The organism is Streptomyces sp. NPDC004721 (assembly GCF_053601495.1).
This window is the reverse complement of sequence record NZ_JBSGBZ010000075.1, coordinates 1-21846: the sequence shown is the minus strand read 5'-3', so window position 1 is coordinate 21846 and position 21846 is coordinate 1. Positions and strand designations below refer to the sequence as shown.

The 21846-nt window shown below is 71.7% G+C and carries 25 protein-coding genes; 16 read left to right on the top strand and 9 right to left on the bottom strand.

Features of this window, described 5'->3' with window-relative positions:
• Nucleotides 1–114 precede the first annotated feature (114 nt).
• From ACWEK3_RS37640 to ACWEK3_RS37595, 10 genes are all read left to right on the top strand, one after another.
• Nucleotides 115–483, top strand: coding sequence for a hypothetical protein (locus ACWEK3_RS37640; protein ID WP_453251773.1), 369 nt, complete (start codon nt 115–117; stop codon nt 481–483).
• Nucleotides 480–758 carry a hypothetical protein gene (locus ACWEK3_RS37635; protein ID WP_450545521.1) on the top strand — a complete coding sequence of 93 codons (279 nt, stop codon included), beginning with the start codon at nt 480–482 and terminating at the stop codon, nt 756–758. The genes ACWEK3_RS37640 and ACWEK3_RS37635 overlap by 4 nt, the downstream gene beginning before the upstream one ends.
• A gap of 466 nt (nt 759–1224) precedes the next feature.
• Complete coding sequence (locus ACWEK3_RS37630) at nt 1225–2322, top strand: hydroxyacid dehydrogenase (protein WP_453251772.1); 1098 nt, start codon at nt 1225–1227, stop codon at nt 2320–2322.
• Between the two features lie 447 nt (nt 2323–2769).
• Nucleotides 2770–3972, top strand: a complete 1203-nt coding sequence (locus ACWEK3_RS37625) for an ATP-binding protein (RefSeq protein ID WP_450545518.1) — start codon at nt 2770–2772, stop codon at nt 3970–3972.
• The gene (locus ACWEK3_RS37620) at nt 3969–4814 is read left to right on the top strand and encodes a roadblock/LC7 domain-containing protein (protein WP_450545516.1); all 846 of its coding nucleotides are present in this window, start codon (nt 3969–3971) and stop codon (nt 4812–4814) included. The genes ACWEK3_RS37625 and ACWEK3_RS37620 overlap by 4 nt, the downstream gene beginning before the upstream one ends.
• A complete protein-coding gene (locus ACWEK3_RS37615; protein ID WP_141367239.1) occupies nt 4811–5188 on the top strand; it encodes a DUF742 domain-containing protein in 378 nt (125 codons plus the stop codon). The genes ACWEK3_RS37620 and ACWEK3_RS37615 overlap by 4 nt, the downstream gene beginning before the upstream one ends.
• A 3-nt stretch (nt 5189–5191) precedes the next feature.
• Nucleotides 5192–5752 (top strand): GTP-binding protein, encoded by a 561-nt coding sequence (locus tag ACWEK3_RS37610; RefSeq protein ID WP_361419790.1) that lies wholly within the window; start codon nt 5192–5194, stop codon nt 5750–5752.
• A gap of 13 nt (nt 5753–5765) precedes the next feature.
• On the top strand, nt 5766–7124 hold the full coding sequence (locus tag ACWEK3_RS37605; protein ID WP_450545514.1) for a cytochrome P450: 1359 nt from the start codon (nt 5766–5768) through the stop codon (nt 7122–7124).
• Between the two features lie 89 nt (nt 7125–7213).
• Nucleotides 7214–8461 (top strand): cytochrome P450, encoded by a 1248-nt coding sequence (locus ACWEK3_RS37600; RefSeq protein WP_450545513.1) that lies wholly within the window; start codon nt 7214–7216, stop codon nt 8459–8461.
• Nucleotides 8462–8466: 5 nt separating this feature from the next.
• Nucleotides 8467–9246 carry an enoyl-CoA hydratase/isomerase family protein gene (locus ACWEK3_RS37595; RefSeq protein ID WP_390875336.1) on the top strand — a complete coding sequence of 260 codons (780 nt, stop codon included), beginning with the start codon at nt 8467–8469 and terminating at the stop codon, nt 9244–9246.
• Nucleotides 9247–9449: 203 nt separating this feature from the next.
• Here the strand turns inward: ACWEK3_RS37595 and ACWEK3_RS37590 are convergent, their stop codons facing one another.
• Nucleotides 9450–9857, bottom strand: coding sequence for a hypothetical protein (locus tag ACWEK3_RS37590; RefSeq protein ID WP_450545511.1), 408 nt, complete (start codon nt 9855–9857; stop codon nt 9450–9452).
• A gap of 176 nt (nt 9858–10033) precedes the next feature.
• Between ACWEK3_RS37590 and ACWEK3_RS37585 the strand changes: the two genes are divergently transcribed.
• The 3 genes from ACWEK3_RS37585 to ACWEK3_RS37575 all read left to right on the top strand — a co-directional run bounded on the left by ACWEK3_RS37585 (nt 10034) and on the right by ACWEK3_RS37575 (nt 13696).
• On the top strand, nt 10034–10708 hold the full coding sequence (locus ACWEK3_RS37585; protein ID WP_450545509.1) for a response regulator: 675 nt from the start codon (nt 10034–10036) through the stop codon (nt 10706–10708).
• Nucleotides 10705–12585 (top strand): sensor histidine kinase, encoded by a 1881-nt coding sequence (locus ACWEK3_RS37580; protein WP_453251771.1) that lies wholly within the window; start codon nt 10705–10707, stop codon nt 12583–12585. The genes ACWEK3_RS37585 and ACWEK3_RS37580 overlap by 4 nt, the downstream gene beginning before the upstream one ends.
• Before the next feature lie 178 nt (nt 12586–12763).
• Complete coding sequence (locus tag ACWEK3_RS37575) at nt 12764–13696, top strand: SGNH/GDSL hydrolase family protein (protein WP_450545505.1); 933 nt, start codon at nt 12764–12766, stop codon at nt 13694–13696.
• 99 nt (nt 13697–13795) lie between these two features.
• Here the strand turns inward: ACWEK3_RS37575 and ACWEK3_RS37570 are convergent, their stop codons facing one another.
• The gene (locus tag ACWEK3_RS37570) at nt 13796–14191 is read right to left on the bottom strand and encodes a hypothetical protein (RefSeq protein WP_450545503.1); all 396 of its coding nucleotides are present in this window, start codon (nt 14189–14191) and stop codon (nt 13796–13798) included.
• Nucleotides 14192–14284: 93 nt separating this feature from the next.
• Nucleotides 14285–14821 carry a DUF2269 domain-containing protein gene (locus tag ACWEK3_RS37565; RefSeq protein ID WP_450545501.1) on the bottom strand — a complete coding sequence of 179 codons (537 nt, stop codon included), beginning with the start codon at nt 14819–14821 and terminating at the stop codon, nt 14285–14287.
• A 198-nt stretch (nt 14822–15019) separates the two neighbouring features.
• Between ACWEK3_RS37565 and ACWEK3_RS37560 the strand changes: the two genes are divergently transcribed.
• Complete coding sequence (locus ACWEK3_RS37560; RefSeq protein ID WP_141367217.1) at nt 15020–15238, top strand: hypothetical protein; 219 nt, start codon at nt 15020–15022, stop codon at nt 15236–15238.
• 127 nt (nt 15239–15365) lie between these two features.
• Here the strand turns inward: ACWEK3_RS37560 and ACWEK3_RS37555 are convergent, their stop codons facing one another.
• The 4 genes from ACWEK3_RS37555 to ACWEK3_RS37540 form a co-directional block, all read right to left on the bottom strand.
• Entirely contained in the window at nt 15366–16799 is a 1434-nt protein-coding gene (locus ACWEK3_RS37555; RefSeq protein WP_453251770.1) for an FtsW/RodA/SpoVE family cell cycle protein, read from the bottom strand.
• Between the two features lie 156 nt (nt 16800–16955).
• Complete coding sequence (locus tag ACWEK3_RS37550; protein WP_453251769.1) at nt 16956–17873, bottom strand: serine hydrolase; 918 nt, start codon at nt 17871–17873, stop codon at nt 16956–16958.
• Nucleotides 17874–18068: 195 nt separating this feature from the next.
• Nucleotides 18069–19049 carry an ion transporter gene (locus tag ACWEK3_RS37545; RefSeq protein ID WP_453251768.1) on the bottom strand — a complete coding sequence of 327 codons (981 nt, stop codon included), beginning with the start codon at nt 19047–19049 and terminating at the stop codon, nt 18069–18071.
• Nucleotides 19050–19250: 201 nt separating this feature from the next.
• Nucleotides 19251–19913 carry a zinc ribbon domain-containing protein gene (locus ACWEK3_RS37540; RefSeq protein WP_361427320.1) on the bottom strand — a complete coding sequence of 221 codons (663 nt, stop codon included), beginning with the start codon at nt 19911–19913 and terminating at the stop codon, nt 19251–19253.
• 282 nt (nt 19914–20195) lie between these two features.
• On the opposite strand from ACWEK3_RS37540, the gene ACWEK3_RS37535 reads away from it, so the two are divergent.
• Nucleotides 20196–20819: an acetate uptake transporter gene (locus ACWEK3_RS37535; protein ID WP_390726740.1), complete on the top strand. Its 624-nt coding sequence runs from the start codon at nt 20196–20198 to the stop codon at nt 20817–20819.
• A gap of 135 nt (nt 20820–20954) precedes the next feature.
• Complete coding sequence (locus ACWEK3_RS37530) at nt 20955–21110, top strand: DUF6131 family protein (protein WP_390726739.1); 156 nt, start codon at nt 20955–20957, stop codon at nt 21108–21110.
• A 134-nt stretch (nt 21111–21244) separates the two neighbouring features.
• Here the strand turns inward: ACWEK3_RS37530 and ACWEK3_RS37525 are convergent, their stop codons facing one another.
• Nucleotides 21245–21388, bottom strand: coding sequence for a hypothetical protein (locus ACWEK3_RS37525; RefSeq protein WP_450545495.1), 144 nt, complete (start codon nt 21386–21388; stop codon nt 21245–21247).
• Between the two features lie 81 nt (nt 21389–21469).
• Nucleotides 21470–21676: a hypothetical protein gene (locus ACWEK3_RS37520; RefSeq protein WP_453251767.1), complete on the bottom strand. Its 207-nt coding sequence runs from the start codon at nt 21674–21676 to the stop codon at nt 21470–21472.
• Nucleotides 21677–21846 lie beyond the last annotated feature (170 nt).

Sequence of the window (21846 nt, the reverse complement as noted above, 5' to 3'; positions counted from 1 at the left end):
CCCGCGTTCCCGTGTCCCCCAGCTCCTCGGGCATCCGGTAGCCCGCGGCCCCGCGCCGCCGGCGGCTGCCGTGCCCTCGTCCTGCCCCGCTCGTGCGGGGCGAGGGGAGGTTCCATGGCGAACCCGACCACATTCGACTTCGCTCTCCGGCTCGTGGCCGACCCCGACTGCGACTCCGGCGGCCCCACCCGGGTCGCCTCCTGCGGCGTCTCCGGCATCGGCATGCTCGACAGCGGGGTCATCCCGCGTGAGGGCGGCGGCGTCCGCGGCACCGGCGGCGGAGTGGCCGCGACCGGGCTGCGGCCGCGGCGTGACGACGGTGAGACCACGGCCGTGCGGGCCGCCGCCTCCCTGGCCTGCGATCAGGCGCGCGGGCTGGAGCAGGTCGTCGCACGGCCGGCCCTGGAGTGCGGTGTCCGGGACCCGCGCCGGCATCCGGACGACGCGCCCCTCGGCGCGGAGCGGAAGGCGGTGGCGGCATGAGCGACCTCGACGCGCTGCGCGCCCGCCGCGCCGTCCGCCGGGCGGCCCGGCAACTGGCCGAGGACGCCCCGCAGCTCGCCTGCGGCTCCGCGGCCGCGTACCGGGCCGGCCTCGGCGTCCGCGCCGCCGCACTGCACAGGGCGGCGCTGGCCGCCTGGTCCTCCGGCATACCCGAGGACGTCATCGCGGCCGACGGGCACCTGCCGCGGGCCGTGGTGCGCCGGTGGATCGCGGCCGGGTACCCCTCGCGACGCCCATGCGACAGCCGCACGTGACCGCCAACGCCGGTGCCCGCGCGGACAGTCGGAGCCACTGACGCCGCGGCCTGCCCCCGAACGCCACGACAGGCCGGCCGCGGTGAGCGGCACTCCGGCCAAGCAGGAGGCGACGGCCCGGACAGGTGCGGGCGGACGACGCCCGGCGTCCTGCGTGCGAGCCGGAGGGTGTCCCCCGCGACACGTGAGTCGCCGTGGACCGCGGGGCGGATCCCGCGCCTCGGTCGTCACGCTGGCCGAGGAGCACCTGTATCCGGCGAGCCTCGTCCGGTAGACGTGGAACGGCTCCGCCCGTTTCCGTCCGCATCCTACCCGGTGGTGATCATGGGCTTTCAACTCGCCGTGCCCGCGCCCGTCCTCGGCTTCCCGCAACACAGACGCCCCTGGCGCGGCGCCCGGCCGCGGGAGCCGCCGGGTGACCGGCCAGGGACCGGGCCCCGGCTTCCGGCCTCGGTCCGCGCCGGCGATGCCGACGGACGCCGCCGCGGCGGTCCTCGACGCCGCGGCGCTCGACGCGCTCCCCGCGGTCTGCGACCTCGCGCCCCCGCCCGTGCTCGACGACCTCACCACCGCGCGGGCCCGCTCCGTGCTCGCCGACGTGGACCTTCTGGTCACCGGCTGGGGCTGCCCGCCCCTGGACGCGGCCGCGCTGACCGCGGCGCCCCGGCTACGGGCCGTCGTGCACACGGCGGGCAGCGTACGGGACCATGTCACCGAGGCCTGCTGGGAGCGGGGCATCGAAGTGTCCTCCGCCGCGGCCGCCAACGCCGTGCCGGTGGCCGAGTACACGCTCGGCATGATCCTGCTCACCGGGAAGCAAGTGCGGGAAGGCGCCCGCGAGTTCCGCGCCCGCCGCACCCACGGCGACTGGCTGCGCACCCCGGTCCGCGTCGGCAACTACGGCCGCGTCGTGGGCATCGTGTCGGCCTCGCTCGTCGGCCGCCAGGTCATCGAACTGCTGCGCCCGCACGACTTCGAGGTGCTGCGGTACGACCCGTACATCGATGCGGCCGAGGCCGTCGAACTCGGCAAGCAGGCAGTGGGGTTGGCGGAGCTGTTCACCCGCTGCGACACCGTCAGCGTGCACACGCCGCTGCTGCCCGCGACCCGCGGCCTGATCGGCCGGACCCTGCTCGGCTCCATGCCGGCCGGCGCCGTACTGATCAACACCTCGCGCGGCGCCGTCGCCGACCAGACGGCGCTCACCGAGGCCGACCTCGCCGGCCGCATCCGCGCCGTCCTCGACGTCACCGAGCCCGAAGTCCTGCCCGTAGACCACCCGTTGTGGGACTGCGAACACGCGCTCCTGACCTCTCACCTCGCCGGATCCGCACCGGGTGATCGGAGCCCCTGCCGACTCCCGGGTCACGCACGCCGGTTGGGCCACCGGACCGGAGCAGGACGCGGTCTCGGCGCTGCACGGGCTGCACGACTGGGACCCCCTCCCCCGGCACGGTCCGCGCTCCCCAGGGCACCACGGCGCGCGCACCCGGATCGCCCTCGACTCGCTGACCGTGTCGCACGACGGGGAACCGTTGAACACCCGAGAGGCGTCCCTGCGTAATGATCCGCGGGCATGGGCAGCCTCGTCTGTGAAAAAAGCGGTGCGGGGTTGTGCGCGTGTGGTGCGCCGGGCCCGCGACAAGCCGTCAGATCCACGCTGAGCGTGGGGACTTGACCGTATAAATCGTAGATATCCCGCAATCCGCCTTATGTAGCAAACACATAACGGTTAACGTCCCGGCTACGGGAAGGCAACACCGCGCATATCAGGACGCGGCCAAGTGGCGAACGATGCAGGGCACTTGCTCTCGCGGAGTTGCGGAGGGTGCCCTAAGTCAGTGATAGCATCCCCGCGTCTGTGACCTTGGTCCACTCGGCTCGGGCACTGCATTGAGGTCGGCCTGTTCTCAACGCAACAGCGGTCGGGTCGCTCTGAGCGGTTGTGCCGCGGACTCCCACGAGGCGCCACCCACCGTCGGCTGCAGGCTAAACGCCAGGAAAGGTTTCCATGATTCGAGACGCACTTGTTTGGTGCCTGGTTGCCGCGGTGGTGCTCGCCGTCGCCGCGGCCCTGGTGCTCTATCGTCGAAATAATGCCATCACGACGAAAAAGAGCCAGGCCGAGGCTGCCTACACACAGAAGCTGAGCGAGGCCGAGGGACAACTTGCCACGGTGTGGCATGAATTGCAGCGTCACAAGGCCGAGCACGACCAGACCATCCAAGAAGCCGAAGAGGGGGCCGAGGAGAGCACCAAGGCCGTTCTCAAGGGCTCGGCACGCTTTCTGCAGAGCCTTGCGGCCGAGCAGTTGGCACTCCTTGAGGAGGTTCAGCGGAAGTACGGCGGCCACGCCGTACTGGCGGATCTACTGGAAGTGAACCACGCCAATGCGCAAATGGCGCGAAAGGCTCAGGGTATTGCGGTGATGTGCGGTGCGCCGCTGGGTCGCCGCAGTAAGCCCGCCAGTGTTTATGACGTGGTGCGCAGCGCGCAGGGACAGATTCGCAACTTCCGCCGCGTCGAAATCATGCAGCAGACCGGTTTCGCGCTGAAGGCGTCCGCCGTTTCCCCGGTCGCTCTCGCCGTCGCGGAACTCCTCGACAACGCCGCCAGTTTCTCCCAGCAGGGTTCGCCGATCGAGGTGACCTTCCAGCGGGTGCAGAAGAACCTGTGCATCGTCATCGACGACGCCGGTGTCGGCATGAACGACGAGGACCGGCAGAAGGCGTCCACCCTGCTGTCCGGCGAACTCCGCCCCCGGCTGTCCCAGCTGGGCAACCAGCCGAAGTTCGGTTTCCCCGTCATCGGCCTGCTCGCCCAGCAGTACGGGTTCCGGGTGGACGTCACCGGCGTCTCCCGCTACGGCGGCGTCCGGGCGGTCGTGCTGCTGCCGGAGGAGCTGTGGACCGAGGAGGAGACAGCACCGTCCGAAGTCCCCCAGGTCAGCCCGATCCGCAGCGCGACGGGCCGGTCCGAGTCCGGTCCGCGCACCGCGCACGGTCTGCCCAAGCGAGGGGCGCGTCAGGTGCCCATCGCCAGTGTTCCCGACGCCGTTCCCGACAGCACGCCCGACCGCGGCGACTCGGCACAGCCCGTCGCGCCGCCTGACGAGGCCGGCCGCGCCGGCCGAAGCCTGGGAGCCTTCCAGCGCGGCACGCTCTCGGGCCGGAACCTCTCCGCGGCTCCGTTCGAAGGGTCCGATAACGCATGACCAACGACCTGTCGTGGATGCTCGAGGACATCGTGAGCAACGTGCCGAAGGCGCGGCACGCTGTTCTGCTGTCCGCAGACGGTCTCCCCCGCGGCGCGACCGACAGCATGTCGGAGAAGGACGTGCGCACCATATCCGCGGCCATGGCGGGGATGCAGGCACTGAGCCGGGCGACCTCCCACTTCGCCGGTCCCGGCGAGGACCGGCAGTGGAACCAGACGATCATCGAGTTCTCCCACGGCTGGATCTTCCTGATCGGGGCGGGGCAGGGTGCCTACCTCGCCGCGGCCGCGGCGCCCGACGTCGACATGCAGCAGATCTCCTTCCGCATGCACCGGCTCGTCGCCCGGCTCGGCAACAACCTCACCTCGCCCCCCAGGGTCAACGCGGAGGCCGCGGCCGAGCGTTCCGACCGGGCCGGGGGCCAGCTGGGCGCCAGTCGGGGAACCGGCGTCCCGATCGCCGACCTCGACGAGGCGGTCGGCGAGGTGCGCGGCGCCCGCCACGCGGTGCTGCTGGGCGCCGACGGTCTGCCCCGCGGTGCCACCACGGGAATGAGCCAGGACCTGGCGGACACGATCTCGGCGGCGATGACGGGCATCCACGCCTACAGCCGCGCCACCTCGCAGTTCGCCGGTGTGCACGAGCACGCCCGGTGGCGGCAGACGGTCATCGAGTTCCAGCACGGCTGGATCTTCCTGATCTCGGCCGGTCACCGCGCCTTCCTGGCCGCGGCGGCCGACCACGACGCCGACATCGAGGAGTTCACGACCCGGCTGCACCAGGTGGTGCCCCGGCTGGACGCGCATCTGTCACCACAGGGGGCGGTGAGCAGCAAGTGAACGACGAGCCAGATCTCGAGCTGACCTCGGCATTAGTGCCACTGTTCGTGGTCACGAACGGGCGTTCCCTGCCCCCGGACCACGCCTACGAGCGCACGACGCTGGTGTCCGCGGAGGACGGTGCCTCCGCCGCCGGCCTCATGCTTTCCCCGGAGGCGGGCCAGGTTCTGGAGATGGTCACGGACGGCTTTCTGTCCGTCGCCGAAGTGGCCGGCCATACGCATCTGCCGCTGGGGATCGTCCGGATTCTTCTGGCGGAGTTGGAAGAGGGCGGCCTCGTCATCACGAGGAAGCCCGTCCCCCGCGCCGAACGTGTCGATCGAGAAATCCTCAGCGCGGTACTCGATGGCCTCAAAGCCCGATTCGGAGCGTGATACGTGTACCTGGATTCAGCCGTCTCCACCGCGGTCAAGATCCTTGTGGTGGGCCACTTCGGCGTCGGGAAGACCACGTGCATCGGAAGTATCTCCGAGATCGAGCCTTTGCGGACCGAAGAGGAGATCACCGAAGCCAGTGTGGGATTTGACGACCTGTCGGGAACTCCGGACAAGACGACCACGACGGTCGCCATGGACTTCGGCCGCCTGACCATCAGCGACGAGGTGGTGCTCTACCTCTTCGGAACGCCTGGTCAGGAACGGTTCAAAGAGATGTGGGAAGAGCTGTCCCGGGGCGCGCTCGGCGCCCTGGTGCTGGTCGACCCAGAGCGGCTCTCCGAGTCCTTCCCGGTCCTCGACCTGGTCGAGCGCTTCGGCCTGACCTACGCCATCGGCGTCAACCGCTTCGAAGGCACCACCAACTACCCGCTCACGGAGGTGCGCGAGGCCCTGAACCTGTCCGCGGAGACCCCCGTCGTCGCCTGTGACGTACGGGACCAGAACTCGGCGGCGCAGGCCCTCATCACCCTCGTGCACCACCTCCTGTCCCTCATTTCTTAGGAGCCACCCGCCCATGCAGCAGCGTCCCGGCATACAGGGGCCACCTCCCGGCTGCCCCGCCCACGCCAACGTCCCGGTCTACGGCCCCCAGTTCGGATCCGATCCCGACAGCCACTACGAGTACCTGCGCACCCTCGGCCCGAGCGCGCCGGTCGATGTCGCCCCTGACGTCCAGGTCGAGCTGGTCACCAGCTACGACGCCGCTCTGTACATCCTCCAGAACCCCGCCTCGTTCGTCCGGGACTCCCGGCGCTGGAACGCGCTGAACCAGGGACGTGTCCCCGAGGACAGCCCGGCGCTGCCGATGCTGGGGTACCGGCCCAACGCGCTGTTCAGTGACGGCGCGGCGCACGCCCGGCTGCGCCAGGCGGTCACGGACAGTCTGGCCAGCGTCAACGAGCTCCAACTGGTGCGGCAGACCCAGCAGTCCGCCGACTACCTGATCAGCCGGTTCAGCACCGACCGCATGGGCCAGGCCGAGTTGATGGCCGACTACGCCCAGCCGCTGCCGCTGCTGGTCTTCAGCGATCTGTTCGGCTGCCCGCCGGAGATCGGCGACCGCGTCATCGTCGGCATCAGCGGCATCTTCGACGGCACCCCCAACGCCGACCAGGTGCTGGGCGAGGCACTCGGGGAGCTGATCGCCCTCAAGCGGCGCCGTCCCGGACAGGACCTGACCACCCGTCTGATGGAGCACCCGGCGGGGCTGACCGACGAGGAGGTGCTGCACCAGCTGGTGACCCTGCTCTCCGGGGGCACCGCTCCCCTGGCGGCGGCCATCGGCACGAGCAGCGCGCTGATCCTCGACGAGGGCTGGCAGGCCGGCCTTCCGATCGAGGACGCCGTCACCCAGGTCCTGTGGAACTACGCCCCGATCGCCAACTACGCGGCCCACTACCCGACCCACGACGTGGAGTTGGGCGGCAGGACGCTCAAGGCCAACGACCCGGTCCTCATCTCCTTCGCGGCGGCCAACACCGATCCCCGGTTGGCCCAGCACCGTGAGCAGCTCAGCGCGAAGGCGCATCTGGCCTTCGGGGCCGGCCCGCACGCCTGCCCGGCCAAGGACCCCGCGTTCATGATCGCCGTCACCGCCGTCGAGTCCCTCCTCAACCGGCTGCCCGACGTCGAAGTGCGCGTGCCGTTCAAGGACTTGAGCTGGGTTCCGGCTCCGTGGAGCCGTTCGCTGGTGACGCTCCCGGTCCGGTTCACGCCCCGGGTCGTGGCGCCGACGCCCGCGCAGACGCAGCAGGCGGCCGCCCCCAGCGCCCCGATGGCCGCCTCCGCGGCGCCCAGGCCTGCGGCGACGTCCACGGCCAAGCCCAAGGCGGGCATGTTCAGCCGCTTCCTGGCATGGACCCGAGGGGAGTGACGAAGGCAACCCCAACGCGCATAGTCATCTCGTATGTTTAAGCCACCGTTGGGGTATGCATGGCGGCTGATACCTAGAAAGGAGCCGTCGTGGAGACAGCGGTAACTCCGCCCCCCGACAGACGTTTTGCGGTCTCGCTCTTCTCTCGTCTACGGACAGCGAAGGGCCAGGCCAACCCCTTTCCGATCTACGCGGAACTTCGGTCGAGGGGCGGAGTCGTCGCAGCGCCCTGGGGAGGTCATCTCGTCACGCGCTTCGATCTGTGCGATCAGGTCCTGCGCAACCGCGACTGGCTGGAGCCCGACTCCCGCTGGCGAGAACAGCAGGGGGACGGCACCCGGTGGACCGCCCCCTCCTCTCGTGAGATGAGCAGGACGCTGCCCGCCCTCAATCCCCCCGAACACACCTGGGTGCGCCGGTCGGCCGGCATGTTCGACCGCACCTCCCTGGAGGAGATCCGTGGCACGGTCGGCCGTATCACGGGCCGGCTCATGGACTCCCTCGCCGTTCAACTACGTGACGGGGAGGCCGATTTCAACGCCCTGGTCAGCGAGGAGCTGCCGGTCGCCACGATCGGGCACTGGCTGGGCCTGCCGAGCGCCGACTTCCCCCGGCTGCGCGAGCTGACCCACGACCAGGTCTTCACCCAGGAGTTGCTGCCCTCGGCCAGTCAACTGGCGCTGTCCGACGCGGCCACGGCGGAGCTGCGCACCTATTTCCTGGAGCTGGTGCGCGAGCGGCGAGCCCACCCGGGCGACGACCCCGTATCGCGCTGGATCGCCCTCTGGGACGCCATGGAGAGCGACCAGGACAAGGCGGACGAGGCCGTCTACTTCCTGGCCCTGTTCGTGCTGCTGGCCGCCCTGGAGACGACGTCCACCCTGTTGTCGACCATGACCCTGCTGCTCCTCGAACACCCCCGGCAGTGGGACCGGCTGACCATCCACCCCGACCTCGTGCCGGCCGCCGTGGAGGAGTCGTTGCGCTACGACCCGCCCACCCATGTGATCAGCCGTGTCTCCTCCAGGGACACCGAGCTGGGCGGTGTCGAGGTGCGCAAGGACGAGATGGTCCACCTCATGGTGGGGGCGGCCAACCGCGACCCCGCCAAGCACGAGGACCCCGAGCTGTTCAACCTGCACCGCAAACCGGCGCACCTGGCCTTCAGCGGCGGCATTCACTACTGCCTCGGCGCGCCCCTGGCCCGGCTGGAGGCCCAGACCCTCCTGCACCACCTGGTCAGGCGCTTCCCGCGGCTCACCCTCGTGCGCCGTCCGACGTGGGCGCCACGCGTTGCCTTCCGGCGCCCGCTGAACCTGGATGTCGCTCTCATATGATCGAAATGACCAATACCCTCGACACCTTCCCCTACAAGGCGATACACGTCGAGCAGGACGGACCTGTCCTCCGGGTCCGGCTCAACCCGTCGGCGCAGGACAGCTCGCTGACCGTCGCGGCTCTCGACGACCTCGTCTCCCTGCTCAACAGCCTTCATGAACGGCCCGACATCCGGGTGCTGCTGCTGTCGGCGGAGGGCGACGACTTCTGCCTCGGCGCCGACCGCGACGAGTTCCAGGCGGCACTGGCGGAGGACCCGACCGGCGGCGCCATGCGCCGCATCGTGGACAAGGCCTACCGCGTGTGCGACGCCCTGGAGAACTCGCACGCGGTGACCATCGCCAGACTCCACGGCAGGGTCGTGGGCGCGGGCCTGGCACTCGCCTCCTTCTGCGACCTGCGCGCGGGGGCGGACACCTGCCGGTTCCGTATGCCGGAGATCGCCCTCGGTCTGCCCCCCGCCTGGGGAGGCGCCATGGGCCGCCTCGTCGCCGAGGGCGGATCCGCCAGGATCCGCGAACTCATGCTCACCTGCGAACCGTTCGACGCGTCCACCGCCCACCGGCTCGGTCTCCTGCACAAGGTCGCGCCCGTGGAGGAGCTGGACGCGGCCGTCGACGCCTGGATCAGGCCCCTCGTCCGGCGCGCGCCGGAAGCCCTCACCCTCACCAAGCGCATGCTCGCCGGCTACGCGCGGGCCGACCGCACCGCCGACGTCGCGCTGCTCGACGCCCATCTCCTCACCGCACAGCTCAACCAGGGCCGGGCGGTGGCCCAGCGCTGACCGCACTTCCGTCCGTACGCGCCCGACGCCCCCCTGGCGTCGGGCGCGTACGGCGTTTTCGGCGTCCGTGACGACGGCAGGCCGGCCTGGACGAGGGCAGGCCGGACCGGGCCGGGACGCCGCACGGGGACGCATCCGCCGCTCCCCTGCGGTGGCGGATGCGACCCCGGCGCCCGACCGGCACGCCGTGCTCCCGGAGCCGGTCAGGCGGTTCCGGCCTCCGGGGCCGGGCGGGTCAGGACGAGGGCGATGACGACGACGCTGAGGATCGTGAACACGGCGACCAGGGCGACCACCGCGGCCGGGACGCCGCTGACGAAGAGCGCCGGGAGGGCCGAGACCACCGACAGGATCCGGGAGGCCGCCACGACACGGGAGCCGGTCCGGTTCAGCGTGCGCCAGGTGTAGACGACCGCGAGCACCGTGATCACACCGAGCACGCCGTCGGCGATGGCGACGGCCATCGGCGGGCCCTGGGTGTCCGAGTCGGGCTCCGGGAGCGTGAAGAAGTTGGTCGTGTCGAGCAGGCCCAGGAGGCCCGCGAGGATGAGGCCCACCTTGTTCTTGCGGGTGAGGCCGAGGACGGTTTCCGTGCGGCTGGTCTGGCTCATCTGGGCTCCTGTGTCCGGGAGTCGGGGACGCCGGTGCGGCGACCCGGTGCGGTGAGCATGCGCCAGCGGCGGTCCGGAGCGCATCGGTGGTCCGTCCCCGGCGGCAGGGAGGATTTCCCGTACGTCCCGGGCGAAGAGCCTCCCCGCCGGGAACCGGTCTCCGCCATTATCGGGACATGACCTCCGCGGCCCGTCCCATCCGGGTGCTCATCGCCGACGACCATCCCGTAGTGCGGCGCGGCATGAGCGCGCTGCTGACCTCGCTGGCCGGGGTGGACGTGGTGGCGGAGGCCGCCACGGGCGAGGAGGCGTTGCGCGAGGCGCAGTTGAGCCGGCCCGACGTGGTGGTGATGGACATCCGGATGCCGTCGATGGACGGGGTGGAGGCCACCCGGCGGCTGACCGTGCTGCTGCCCGACGTCGCCGTGCTCGTCGTCACCATGTACGAGGACGACGAGACGGTGCTGTCGGCGCTGCGTGCCGGGGCCCGCGGCTATCTCCTCAAGGGGGCCCAGCAGGAGGAGATCCTGACCACCATCCGATCCGTGGCGACCGGCCAGTTCGTCATCGCGCCGGGCGTGGCGGCCCGTCTGCTCGGCCAGGTCGGACCGCCGCCCCGGCCGGCCGACCCCTTCCCCGAACTGACCGCCCGGGAACGCGAGATCCTCGACCGGGTGGCACGCGGCGACGGCAACGCCCGTGTCGCGGCCGAGCTGGAGCTGGCCGTCAAGACCGTCGCGAACCACCTGTCCGCCATCTTCGCCAAACTGGGGGTGAGCGGCCGGACCGAGGCCATCCTGCTCGCCCGCGAGCGGGGACTGGGCGACCACGCGTCCGGCCCCGCCTCATGACCGCGCGCCTGCGGACCGCTCTGCGGTGTGCGGCCCTCGCGCCGATCGCCGGTGCGTCGGTCGGCTCCCTGTGGTGGGCGCCGCCGTCCCCGTCCGAGCGGTGGGTCCTGTGGGCCGTCATCGTCGGCCTCGGGCTGACGGCGTCGTACGTCCTGGTCACCGCCCGGCGCGGGGCCTCGGCCGCCTCCCGGCTGCTCGCCCTGTCCGCGGCGGCGCTGCTCGGCGCACCGCTCCTGGCCGCGGCCGGTGTCCCGGACCTCGCCGTCATCCTGGTGGTGCTGGCCTCCACGGTCACCCTGCCGCTGGCCGCCCTGCGCGTCGTCGAGGTGCGGCCGGTGTCGCGGACGCTGCGCTGGGCGGAGGCCTCGATCGCCGTCTGCGGGGCGGGCTGCGCGGCCGCCTCGGTGACGGGCGGCGAGCCGGCGCTGATCGCGGCCGGGGTGGCCTCCGGGACCGCGATGTGCGCCGGCACCTGGGTGCTGTTCGAGCTCACCTCCGGCGACGACCGGCGCCGCGTGCTGTGGCTGGTGCTGGGCGCCGCAGCGACGACGCTGGCCGGGATGCTGCTGTTCGCGGTGGACAACTCCCTCACGCTGGGCTTCCGGACCACCGTGGCGGCGGTCGGCGCGGCGTCCCTGCTGCTGCCGGGCGCCATCACCGTGGCGCTGGTCGCGCCCCGCGCGGTGGACGTCCGGGTGGTGATGCGCGGCGCCGCCGTCCTCATCGTCATGCTCGCGTTGAGTGCCGCGGTGTACGAGGGCATCGCCTCCGTGTGGGAGCTGGCGGTGGGTGCCCGGCCGGGCAAGGGCGTACCGCCCCTGCTGGCGGCGGGGATCGCCGCCGGGTACCAGCCGGTGCGGCGTCATGTCGAGGCGGTGATGGACGAGATGCTGTTCGGCCGGTCGGCCGACCCGGTGGAGACGCTGACCCGGCTCGGCACGGACCTGACCGCCGGCGCCCCGCCTCCGCTGTGGCTGCACACCCTGCGCACCACGCTCGGTGTTCCCGGCATCGAACTTCGCCAGGAGGACACCGTGGTCGCCACCGCGGGCACCGTCGGCGCGGACCATGTCCAGGTGACCGCCCTGCGCGCGGACGGTGAGAAGGTGGGCGATCTCGTGGTCGGTCTGCCGCCGGGACATCTGCGGCTGCCCCGCGCGGCCGCCGCGGTGGTCGACCTGGTCGCGGCCCCGCTCGCGCAGGCCCTGCACGCGGCCCGGCTCAGCGAGCAACTGCGCCTGTCCAGGGGCCGCACGGTGACCGCGCTGGAGGAGGAGCGGCGCCGCATGCGCCGCGATCTGCACGACGGGCTCGGCCCCACCCTGACCGGCATCGCCTACACGGCGGACGCCGTCGTCAACCTCATCGCCACCGACCCCGAGCACGCGGTCGAGGCGCTGCGCGCGCTGCGCGCCGACGTGGGCGACACGATCACCGAGATCCGCCGGATCGTCTACGGGCTGCGCCCCCGCGCCCTCGACGAACTCGGCCTCGTCGAGGCCATCCGCCAGCGCACCGCCCCGCTGCGGGTCGCCGACGGCCGTCCCCTCACGGTGACGGTCGACGCCCCGGGGCAGTTGCCGCAACTGCCCGCGGCCGTCGAGGTCGCCGCCTACCGCGTGGCGGTGGAGGCCGTCACCAACATCGCCCGGCACGCCGCCGTCACCGCGGCCACACTCACCTTGGACCTGCGCGGCAGCACCCACCTGCGGGTGACGATCGCGGACTCCGGCCGCTGCACCGAGCCGTGGACACCCGGTGTCGGCATCCAGTCCATGCACGAGCGCGTCGAGCAGATCGGCGGCACCCTGACCGTCCGCACCACACCCGAGGGCGCCACGATCACCGCCGAACTTCCCCTGTCCATCCCGGCGTGACGCAGTCCGCCGCGCTCGGCACAGCCCTCGTCCCCGGTCGCCGCCGCGACAACACCGTCGCCGCTTCACACCCCTGGCCCCGGGGACTTACCGAGCGGTATACAAGCCCAGTCGAACGTGCGACGGCGGCGCCCCGGTGCCGACGGCGCGCGATGTCCCGGCCCAGGGGGGAGAACTGATGATTCATCAGGAATATTCGGGTGCGGCGCCGGCGAGACGCCGGCGGTGGCCGGCCGCGGTGGGGGCGGCGCTCGGCGGATGCGCCCTCGTCGCCGCTTCCACGGCGCCCGCCTCGGCGCACGGTGCCGGGTCCGGCACGGGGTCCGGCCGCGCCGCGCACTATGTGTCGCTCGGGGACTCCTACACCTCCGGTCCCGGAATCCCACGGCAGGTCGACGCCAACTGCGGGCGCTCAGACAGCAATTACCCATCACTCGTCGCGGCCGAGCGGAACGTCGCCTCGTTCAAGGACGTGAGCTGCGGCGGGGCGACGACCGAGGAGATGTGGAAGCCGCAGGGCTCCAACGACGCCCAGCTCGACGCCCTGCGCAAGGACACGGACCTGGTGACGGTCCAGATCGGCGGCAACGACGTCGGGTTCGGCTCCATCATCGCCACCTGCGCCCAACTCGGCTCCCAGCAACCGGCCGGGGACCCCTGCCGGCGCCACTACGCCTCGTCCGGCATCGACCGGCTGACGCTCGACATCGCGCGGACGGCACCGAAGGTGGACCGCGTGCTGCGGGCCGTGCACGCCAGGGCGCCGCACGCCCGGGTGCTCGTCGTCGGCTACCCGGACCTGCTGCCCGACGACGGCAGCGGCTGCTTCCCCTCGGTGCCGTTCGCCTCGCAGGACTTCCCCTATCTGCGGGACACCGAGAAACGGCTGAACACGATGCTCCGCCTGGTGGCCGCGTGGAACCACGCGGAGTACGTCGACACCTACCGGCCCACGGTCGGCCACGACATGTGCAAGGCCCCGGCGGACCGCTGGATCGAGCCCTTGCAGCCGGCCTCGCCCGCCGCCCCGGCCCACCCCAACGCCCGGGGCGAGGAGGCCATGGCACGCGCGGTGCTGGACATGCTGGGCAAGCAGCACGGGCGGAACTGAGTCCCGGCAGGCGGCGGTGTGCGGCGGGCCCCGGCCGGGTGCCCGCCGCACACCGCCGTCGGCGCGGTCCCGGCATGGCCGGCGGGCCCGCGCGGAACGTCACAGGCGCGGGGTGTCGAACCAGTCCCTCGTGTCGGGCCCCGTGGCCAGGAACAGCAAGACGGCGCCCAGCAGGGCCCCGGCGCTCCACGCCCTGTGGTGCGCCAGGGCGCCGACGACCCCTGCGCTGATCACCAGCCAGCCGGCGACGACCGCGCCGACGCGGACGCCGTTGCCGCCGTTCGCGATCTTCAGCGCGACCACGAGCGACATCACGGCCAGCACGGCGAAGGGAAGGGCTTCGAGGAACAGAAGGCCCATGACCAGCTCGCCGAAGGCACCGCTCCTGACCGTGGCGCCGGCCACCGCGAACCGCAGGGCCACGGTGCCGCTGACCGGGACCACGAGGAAGAGGATGACGCGGACGGCCCTGACAGCGGTCGGTATGCGGGTCATGGCGGGCATCGTGGCGGGCCCCGGCTCGGCGGTCAACGACCCAATGCGGCAGGTGCGCAGACGTGATCCCGCCGAGCCCGATCCGCAACCGGGTCAGACCGGTTCGGCCAGGCGCCGGGCGGTCTGGGCCACGCGCTGGGACGCCCGGTGCGCCCGGCCGCGTCGGGTCAGGCCCCACGGTTTGAGCACGGAGATCACCGTCATGAAGACGTATGCGGTCAGGGAGACGATCGGGCCCATCAGGACTCCGCGAGAGCTGGGCAGCGGCTCGCCCGCGGCGATGTCCTGGACCGTCGAGTTCAGCCCGGGGCGCAGCACGAGGATTGTGGCGGCGGTCGTGGCCAGGGTCAGCCAGAACTTCGTGTAGATCCACCGGTGCCGTGCCAGCCCCCACGGGGTACCCAGGGACAGCACCAGACCGCTGAACACAGTGAGGAAGGCGACGGGCAGCAGGAGCCAGTCGGCGAAGAGCTTCATGGCGCGGACCGAGGTCTCCACGGTCACCGCGGACTGCGTGGTGACGGCGGCGATCCCGAGGGCGAGCAGTCCGAGGGAGAGGCCGAGCCAACTGGCGGAGGCGACCACATGGACCACGAGGAAGGCACGGCGTGCGGGGCGGCTTGTTCTCACCCGCCTCACGGTGCCGGACGGCGGCGCGGCCGGCGTCCGACGAGGGGAGTAACCCCGTGTACCGGCCTCGGCGTACGCGGCCGGGCCTCCTCCGTTCGGGTGCGCGTGGGCCACGGCGCCGACCGCGCGGCCCGCCCGCCGCTCACGCTGGGGACAGCGCCCCCACCGGGCCGGCACCCCCTGATCAAGGAGAGCGACATGCCCATCGATACCGTCGAGCGATTCCTGGCCGCCCTCGACCCGCACCACCGGGAGCACGTCCAGGGCCTGTCACGCGAGGAACAGGAGAGCCTCGCCGCCGCCTGGGAGACGGAGCTCCAGCAGGACACCGACCTCGACACCCTGAGCGAGCTGTCGCCGCCCGCGGCCGAGTGCGAAGCGGCGGCACGTGTGGCCAGGAAGCTCCTCGAACACTGAACGAGGGCTCGGACCCGGCGGCCGGCCTCCGTCGCCGGCCATCAGGGCGCGCCCGTACGCCCTCCGGGTCCGTGCCACGGCAGTACGCGGCCACCGGCGTACTCCCCCAGTGGTACGGGTGCGCCGCTCAGCCCGCGGCTCTCATGGGGCCCTGGGTCACCGGCGGACCAGCTGAGGCGGCGGCGTCCAGGTCCGCCGCCGGGACGGGCGCGGGACGGCGGGCGGTGTCGCTGACCTTGAGCAGGAGGGCGACGAGCAACCAGTTGGCGACCATCGCGGAGCCGCCCTGGGCCAGGAACGGCAGGGCCTTTCCGGTGAGCGGGATGAGCCCGGTGACACCGCCGGTGACGACGAACACCTGGAGCACCAGCGTGGTCGCCAGGCCGGCGGCCAGCAGTTTGCCGAACGGGTCGGTCACGGTGACCGCCGTGCGCAGGCCGCGTTCGGCGAGCAGCGCGTACAGCAGGATCACGGCCATCACTCCGGCCAGGCCGAGTTCCTCGCCGACCGTGGTGAGGATGAAGTCGCTGCGCCCGGCGAAACCGATGAGTTCGGGGTGGCCCTGGCCGAGGCCGGAACCGAGCATCCCGCCGGAGCCGAAGCTGAACAGCGCCTGGGCCGCCTGGTCGGAGATCAGACCGGCCGGCCGCTGCTCCGGGGGGAGGTAGATGTCCATCGGGTGCAGCCAGGCGACCACTCGGCCGTGAACGTGCGGTTCGAAGGAGCCCACGACGAAGGCTCCGACGGCGAACATGCCGACGCCGAACACCACCCAACTGGTCCGCTCGGTCGCGACGTACAGCATGATCACGAAGGCGCCGAAGAAGATGAGCGAGGTGCCGAGGTCCCGTTCGAGGACCAGGACGAGCAGGCTGATGACCCATACGGCCGCGATCGGGCCGAGCTGCCGCCCTCGCGGCAGGTACATGCCCATGAAGCGTCGTCCGGCCAGGGCCAGGGCGTCCTTGCGGAGCGTCAGGTACCCGGCGAAGAAGAGCACGATCACGATCTTCACGAACTCGCCGGGCTGGAAGGACAGCGGCCCGAGGAAGATCCACCGCTTGGCACCGTAGACGTCGCCGGGATACAAGGCCGGGGCCATCAGCAGCACCAGGCCCACGGTGACGGCCAGGTAGGGATAGCGCTGGAGCCGGCGGTGGTCCCTGAGCGCGACCACGACCGCGACGAATCCGAGTACCGCGAGGGTGACCCACATGATCTGCCCGCCGACCGCCGCGGGCGAGCCGTACCGGGCCTGGTAGGCGATGTCGAGGCGGTGGATCAGGATGATGCCCAGGCCGGTGAGCAGGGTGGCCAGGGGCAGGATCAGCGGGTCGGCGTGGGGGGCGAACCGCCGTACCGCCAGGTGGCAGAGCAGCGGAGGCAGGGCCAGAACGGCGACGTGGACCACCAGATCGGGCGGCAGGCTGCCCGTGAGGGCGAGCGAGCTGCCGGCGTGGCCGAATCCGCAGATGAGCACGGCTCCCAGCAGCAGCGCCAGTTCCAGATTGCGGCTGACCGGATCGCCGCCACGACTCGCTGCTCCGACCCGACTGCCCATGACAGTTCCCCCGTCGCTTTCCGCCGGACTCCCGTCTCCGGCCCGGCGACACCCGGCACGACTATACAGTTGCGCAATGACGCAACTAAAAGTCGAGGGACCGGGGTGCGCGGGGGGCGGCCCCGGGACCCGCGCGGTCCCGGGTGCCGGTGACCGTCAGGTCCCGGCGGCCGCGGTCACGGCCTGCCGGGCCGCGCGCTCCACCAGGGAGACGCCGTCGCTCATCGACGCGCTGCCGTCGGACAGCACGGCGACGAGGTAGCGGTGCCCGTGCACCGTGATCCGGCCGACGCTGTTGACGTCCCAGAGCCCGGAGGTGGTGCGCTGGAGCCAGCCGTTCTTCAACGCGTACTGGGCACCGGAGGCCGCCGAGACACCCCATGCCTGGTCGCTCGCGATCCGGCTCATCAGCGTCCGGATGTAGGTCCGGGACTCCTTGTTCAGGGGGGAGCCGGTCTTCGACGCCCCTGCGCTGTCGAACACCGACAGCAGCAGGCGGACCTGGTCACCGGCCGTCGTCCGCGTCAGCCCCCACTTGACGCCGGGACCGCCCTTGGTCGAGGTCAGCCCCAGGCGCTTGTTGGCCGCCTCGAGCCCCGGCGCCATGCCGATCTCGCGCCACAGGGCGTTCGCCGCCGCGTTGTCGCTCTTGCGGATCATCGGCTCGGCCAGGGCGCGTTCGTGGGCGGTGAGATGCCGGCCCGCGTCCTGGGCCTGAAGCAGCAGCGCCGCGAGAATGTCGACCTTGATGATGCTGGCGGTGTCGTACGGGGCGTCCGTGCCGTACAGCAGCGGCTTCCGGCTCGCGCCGTCGAGGTTGAGCACCGCCGCCGTCACCCGCGCCTTGCTCAGCGGCTGCGGAGCCGCCGGGGCGGCCGCCGCCGTGTGGGCCTGCTCCGCCGGGGCGGGCGCGGCGACCGCGGGTGCCGCGGGCAGCGCGCCGAGGGAGAAGAGGGTCGTCACCGAGGCCAGGAGGGCACCGGCGCAGGCGCCGGCGCGGCTGCCCCGGCGCCGTGCCGAGGTCGCCGAGGTCGCCGAGGTCTTCGAATGCGGCAGGGAACGCGGATGGGACATGGTCGGGCAGGCCTCCGCAAGGGGTCGTCAAACGGGGGGAACTGCTGGCGAAGGTAGACAAAATGTGCGCCAGGCGAAGTGGTCGCCGTCACTGCGAACCCGTTTCGACCCGAATTGTGAGAAGGCCCACCCAGGCACCCGCCCCCGTCCCCAGCCCCCCGTCAGCGACCGATCACAGCAAGCCGCGCGGCCGTCTCACCGGCGCCGCCGGGACGTCCTGCGCCGGGCCCGGGCCGGGTTGGACGCCGGGCGCGCCACGACCGCCGGGACCACGAGTGCGGCCTGCCTGGCCCGTGGCGGCGCCGCCTGCCCGAGGTCTCGTTCGAGTTCGTCGAGGGCCCTGCGGGCCGCCGCGATCCGGGCGGCGAGGTGGTGCTGGACGGCCGGGGGGTCACCGGCGTCCGCCGCTTCGGCCGGCTCGTCCCTCTCCATCTCCCGGGCCTCCTCCAGGGACGTGATGACCACGCCGATGAGGACGTTGACCAGGACGAAGGAGGCCAGCAGGACGTAGGAGGCGTAGTAGACCAGGCTCCAGCGCGACACCTCCAGGCCGCTGTGGACCGCGTCGCCGATGCCGTCCAGGGTCATCAGCAGGAAGAGGGTCAGCACGGCGCGGCCTATGGACCCGTAGTGCTCGGGGTCGTGGCTGCCGAAGAAGACCCAGCCGACCATGGCGTACACGTACAGCAGCAGGGCACCGACCAGGAGGAAACTCATGGTGCCGGGCAGACTGCGGACCACCGCCACCAGCACGATGCGCACCTGCGGCAGGAAGCGGGCGGTGCGCAGCACACGCGCCAGCCGCAGCAGCCGCAGCACCGTGGCGTTCTCCCGTACGACGGGCACGAAGGCGCACAGGACGACGACCAGGTCGAAGGAGTTCCACGGGTCCTTCCAGAACTCCTGCGGGCGGTCGGCGTAGGCCAGCATGCGGACGAGGATCTCCACCGTGAAGGCGGCCAGGCAGACGTGTTCGGCCTGACGTAACCAGTGGTGCCACTGTGCCGCCAGACCTGAGTACGTCTCCACGCCCAGCAGGGCGGCGTTGAGGAGGATCACCGCGAAGACGCCGAGGGCGAACCAGCGGGCCTCGGTGACGGTCCGGCAGCGGTGTGCCAGCTCTCCGCGCAAGGACCGCGATGCGATGTCGGCGTTCTGATCGTGCTGCTCCGGCATCTGCTGCCCTTGCTCCTTCACACGCGTTGGCAGTCCCGGCCGACCGGGCTGGAAGGACGGGCTGGTTGAGTGATGATCATCCTCCAACACGGACGTCCGCGGCACCGTGGACGGCGACACGTTCGCGGACCGCGTACCGCACGTCGTGCGTGCGGTACGCGGTCACCGTGTGCGCTCGGTCCCGGGGCCGCGGCCCGGTGGTCACCTTCGGGTGCCGCAGGACGGGCAGAAGGCCGCGCCGTCCGGCAGGTCCTGGTGGCAGGAGGAGCAGTTGTCCGTCTGGGCGAGGCGGTGTCCGCAGGCAGGGCAGAAGGTCGCGCCCCTGGTCTCGGCGCGGCACTGCGGGCAGACCAACTGGCGCGGCGTGGAGACGTCGTAGTCCTGGCCGCGCTGCTGCCCGGCGTCGTAGGCGCGCTGGGCAGCCATGTCGTTCAGGCCCCGCTGCTGGGCCGCCTGGGCCTCCGCCGCGGTGTCCGGGGAGCAGGTGAGGCAGAGCCCGAGGCCCGCGTTCCAGCAGCGGCCGCAGACGTAGGCCGTGCAGCGGGGACAGCGGTCGAAGTGGCCCTGCGCGTTGGCGATGGCGCGGGTGAACGCCGCGTCCCGCTGGGTTCCGTAGTTCGCTCCGGCCAGCCCGTCGGCCGCGTCGGAGACGCCCCGGGCGGCGCCGCCGCCGATGACCGACCAGGCCGCGTTCGCCCCCCGCGACAGCCAGCCCGCCATCTGGCCCGCCCTGAAGGGCTCGAACGGGGAGCGCCAGGTGTCCGAGCAGCGGGAGCAGTAGAACTCGAACTGGAAACCGGCGCCGGTCCCGTGCTGCTCGCACAGGTCGCGGTGATTGTTGTTGAAGTAGATCTCGGTACTCATGGTGCGTCCCCCCCAGGGCCGACCTTGTGACGGTGTTCCACCCACACGACGCCCGTCCTCGCCGTGCGGGTTTCCGGAATTCTGCCAGGCGCGCGGGCGCCCCGGCACCCGCTGTCCGGCGACTGGTCCTGGGACAAACGGGTACGCGTGTGGTGAACAGATACAGCTGAAGACTCGGGCAGCGCCGGCGCTGCCCGCGGGTTCGGCCCCGTGGACGTCCTGTGCCTGCGCTCGTCGGGCTCTGGCTGGTTCTGCCGGCCTCAGGTCGAAGGGATTCCGGTCATGACTGACGACACCAGCGACTCCGTCCGCGCACAGGCCCGCCCGGCCGACCCGACGCCGGTCGCCTACGCGGATCCGGCCCCGCTGGGCCTGGCGGGGCTCGCGATGAGCACCATCCTGCTGTCCATCATCAACACCAACCTGCTCGAGGAACCCGCCGCGATCTTCCCGGTGCTCGGGCTCGCCGCGTTCTACGGCGGCCTGGCTCAGTTCATCGCGGGGCTCTTCGAGTTCCGCCGCGGCAACACCTTCGGCGCGACCCTGTTCGGTTCCTTCGGCGCCTTCTGGTTGACGTACTGGTGGCTCGTGCCGCGGGTGGCGGCCGTCGGCGACGCGCACAACGCCCTGGGCCTGTTCCTGCTCGCATGGGGCATCTTCACCGCGTACATGGCGGTGGCCGCGCTGCGCACCAGTCTCGCCGTCCTCGCGGTGCTGGTGCTGCTGGCCATCACCTACGTCCTGCTGGCGATCGGTGAGTTCCAGGGCGGCATGGCACCGCACGTCGTCACCCAGATCGGCGGCTGGTTCGGCATCGCGTCGGGACTGGTGGCCTGGTACGCCTCGGCGGCCGCGGTGATCAACGCCACGCACCGGCGGACCCTGCTCCCCACCTGGCCCCGCTGAACCGTCCCGCGGGAGGCCGGCGGGCTCCCCTCACCCCCGTGTCCGGCCCGGATCCCCCCGTACCCCGGGCCGGGCAGTACACCGCCGTTTCGGGGTATCCGCAGAAGTGAAGCACTCCTCGTTACGGAGGCGGTCATGCTCGTCCTCGGCGTCATTCTGCTCGTCGTCGGCTTCGTCACCGGCATCTCGATCCTGTGGACCATCGGCATCATCCTCGCCGTGATCGGCGCGATCCTGTGGCTCCTCGGATCGATGGGCCACGCGATCGCCGGTCGCCGTCACTACTGGTGACGGACCTGCGACAACGGGAGCGGCGGCCTGCGGGCCGCCGCTCCCGTCGGTGTCTGCCGAGCCGGGTGTCCCTCAGCGCCTGCCGAGGTGGGTGAGAAGTCCGATGGCCGCGGGTGCGCCGAAGGTCACGGCGTTCAGTGGGCGTGGCCGGAGCCGCGGCCGGACATCCGCCAGATCCTGATCTCGCGCAGGAGCCCCGGCATCTCCTTGATCAGCACTGCGAGCACCAGCCCGCCCACCAGGGCGGCCTCCACCGTCAGCAACTGTTTCGCTGTCATCCCCGTTCCTTCCTTCTGTCCCGCTGTCCCTGTCCTTCTGTCCCTTTGTCCTGACCCGGCCCTGCCCCTGACGCGGCCCCGTCATCCGGGCGAGATGTTCGGCATGGCCTTCATGATCGCGTCGTGTTTCTTCCAGTGGATGCCCGTGGACCGCCGGGCGTCGGAGGTGCCGTCCCTGTGGTGCCCCGTCTGCCGCTCGTACGGGCCGAAGTTGCCCTGGTGCAGCCCTGCGACGTGCCCGGGGGTGTCGGGCTTCACGTCACGCCTGCCGACTCTGATCGTGCCCATGGTCTGCTCCTCGTCTCCTCCGATGCCTCTCCCCCGGTCGCCGGACCGGCTCGCGCGTTGCGAGCGGTTCAGCCGTGTTCGGCTCCGTAGGTGGGGGTGTGGGTGGTGGTGAGGGTTTTGCCGTTGCCGAGGTACATGTGGACGCCGCAGGGGAGGCAGGGGTCGAAGCT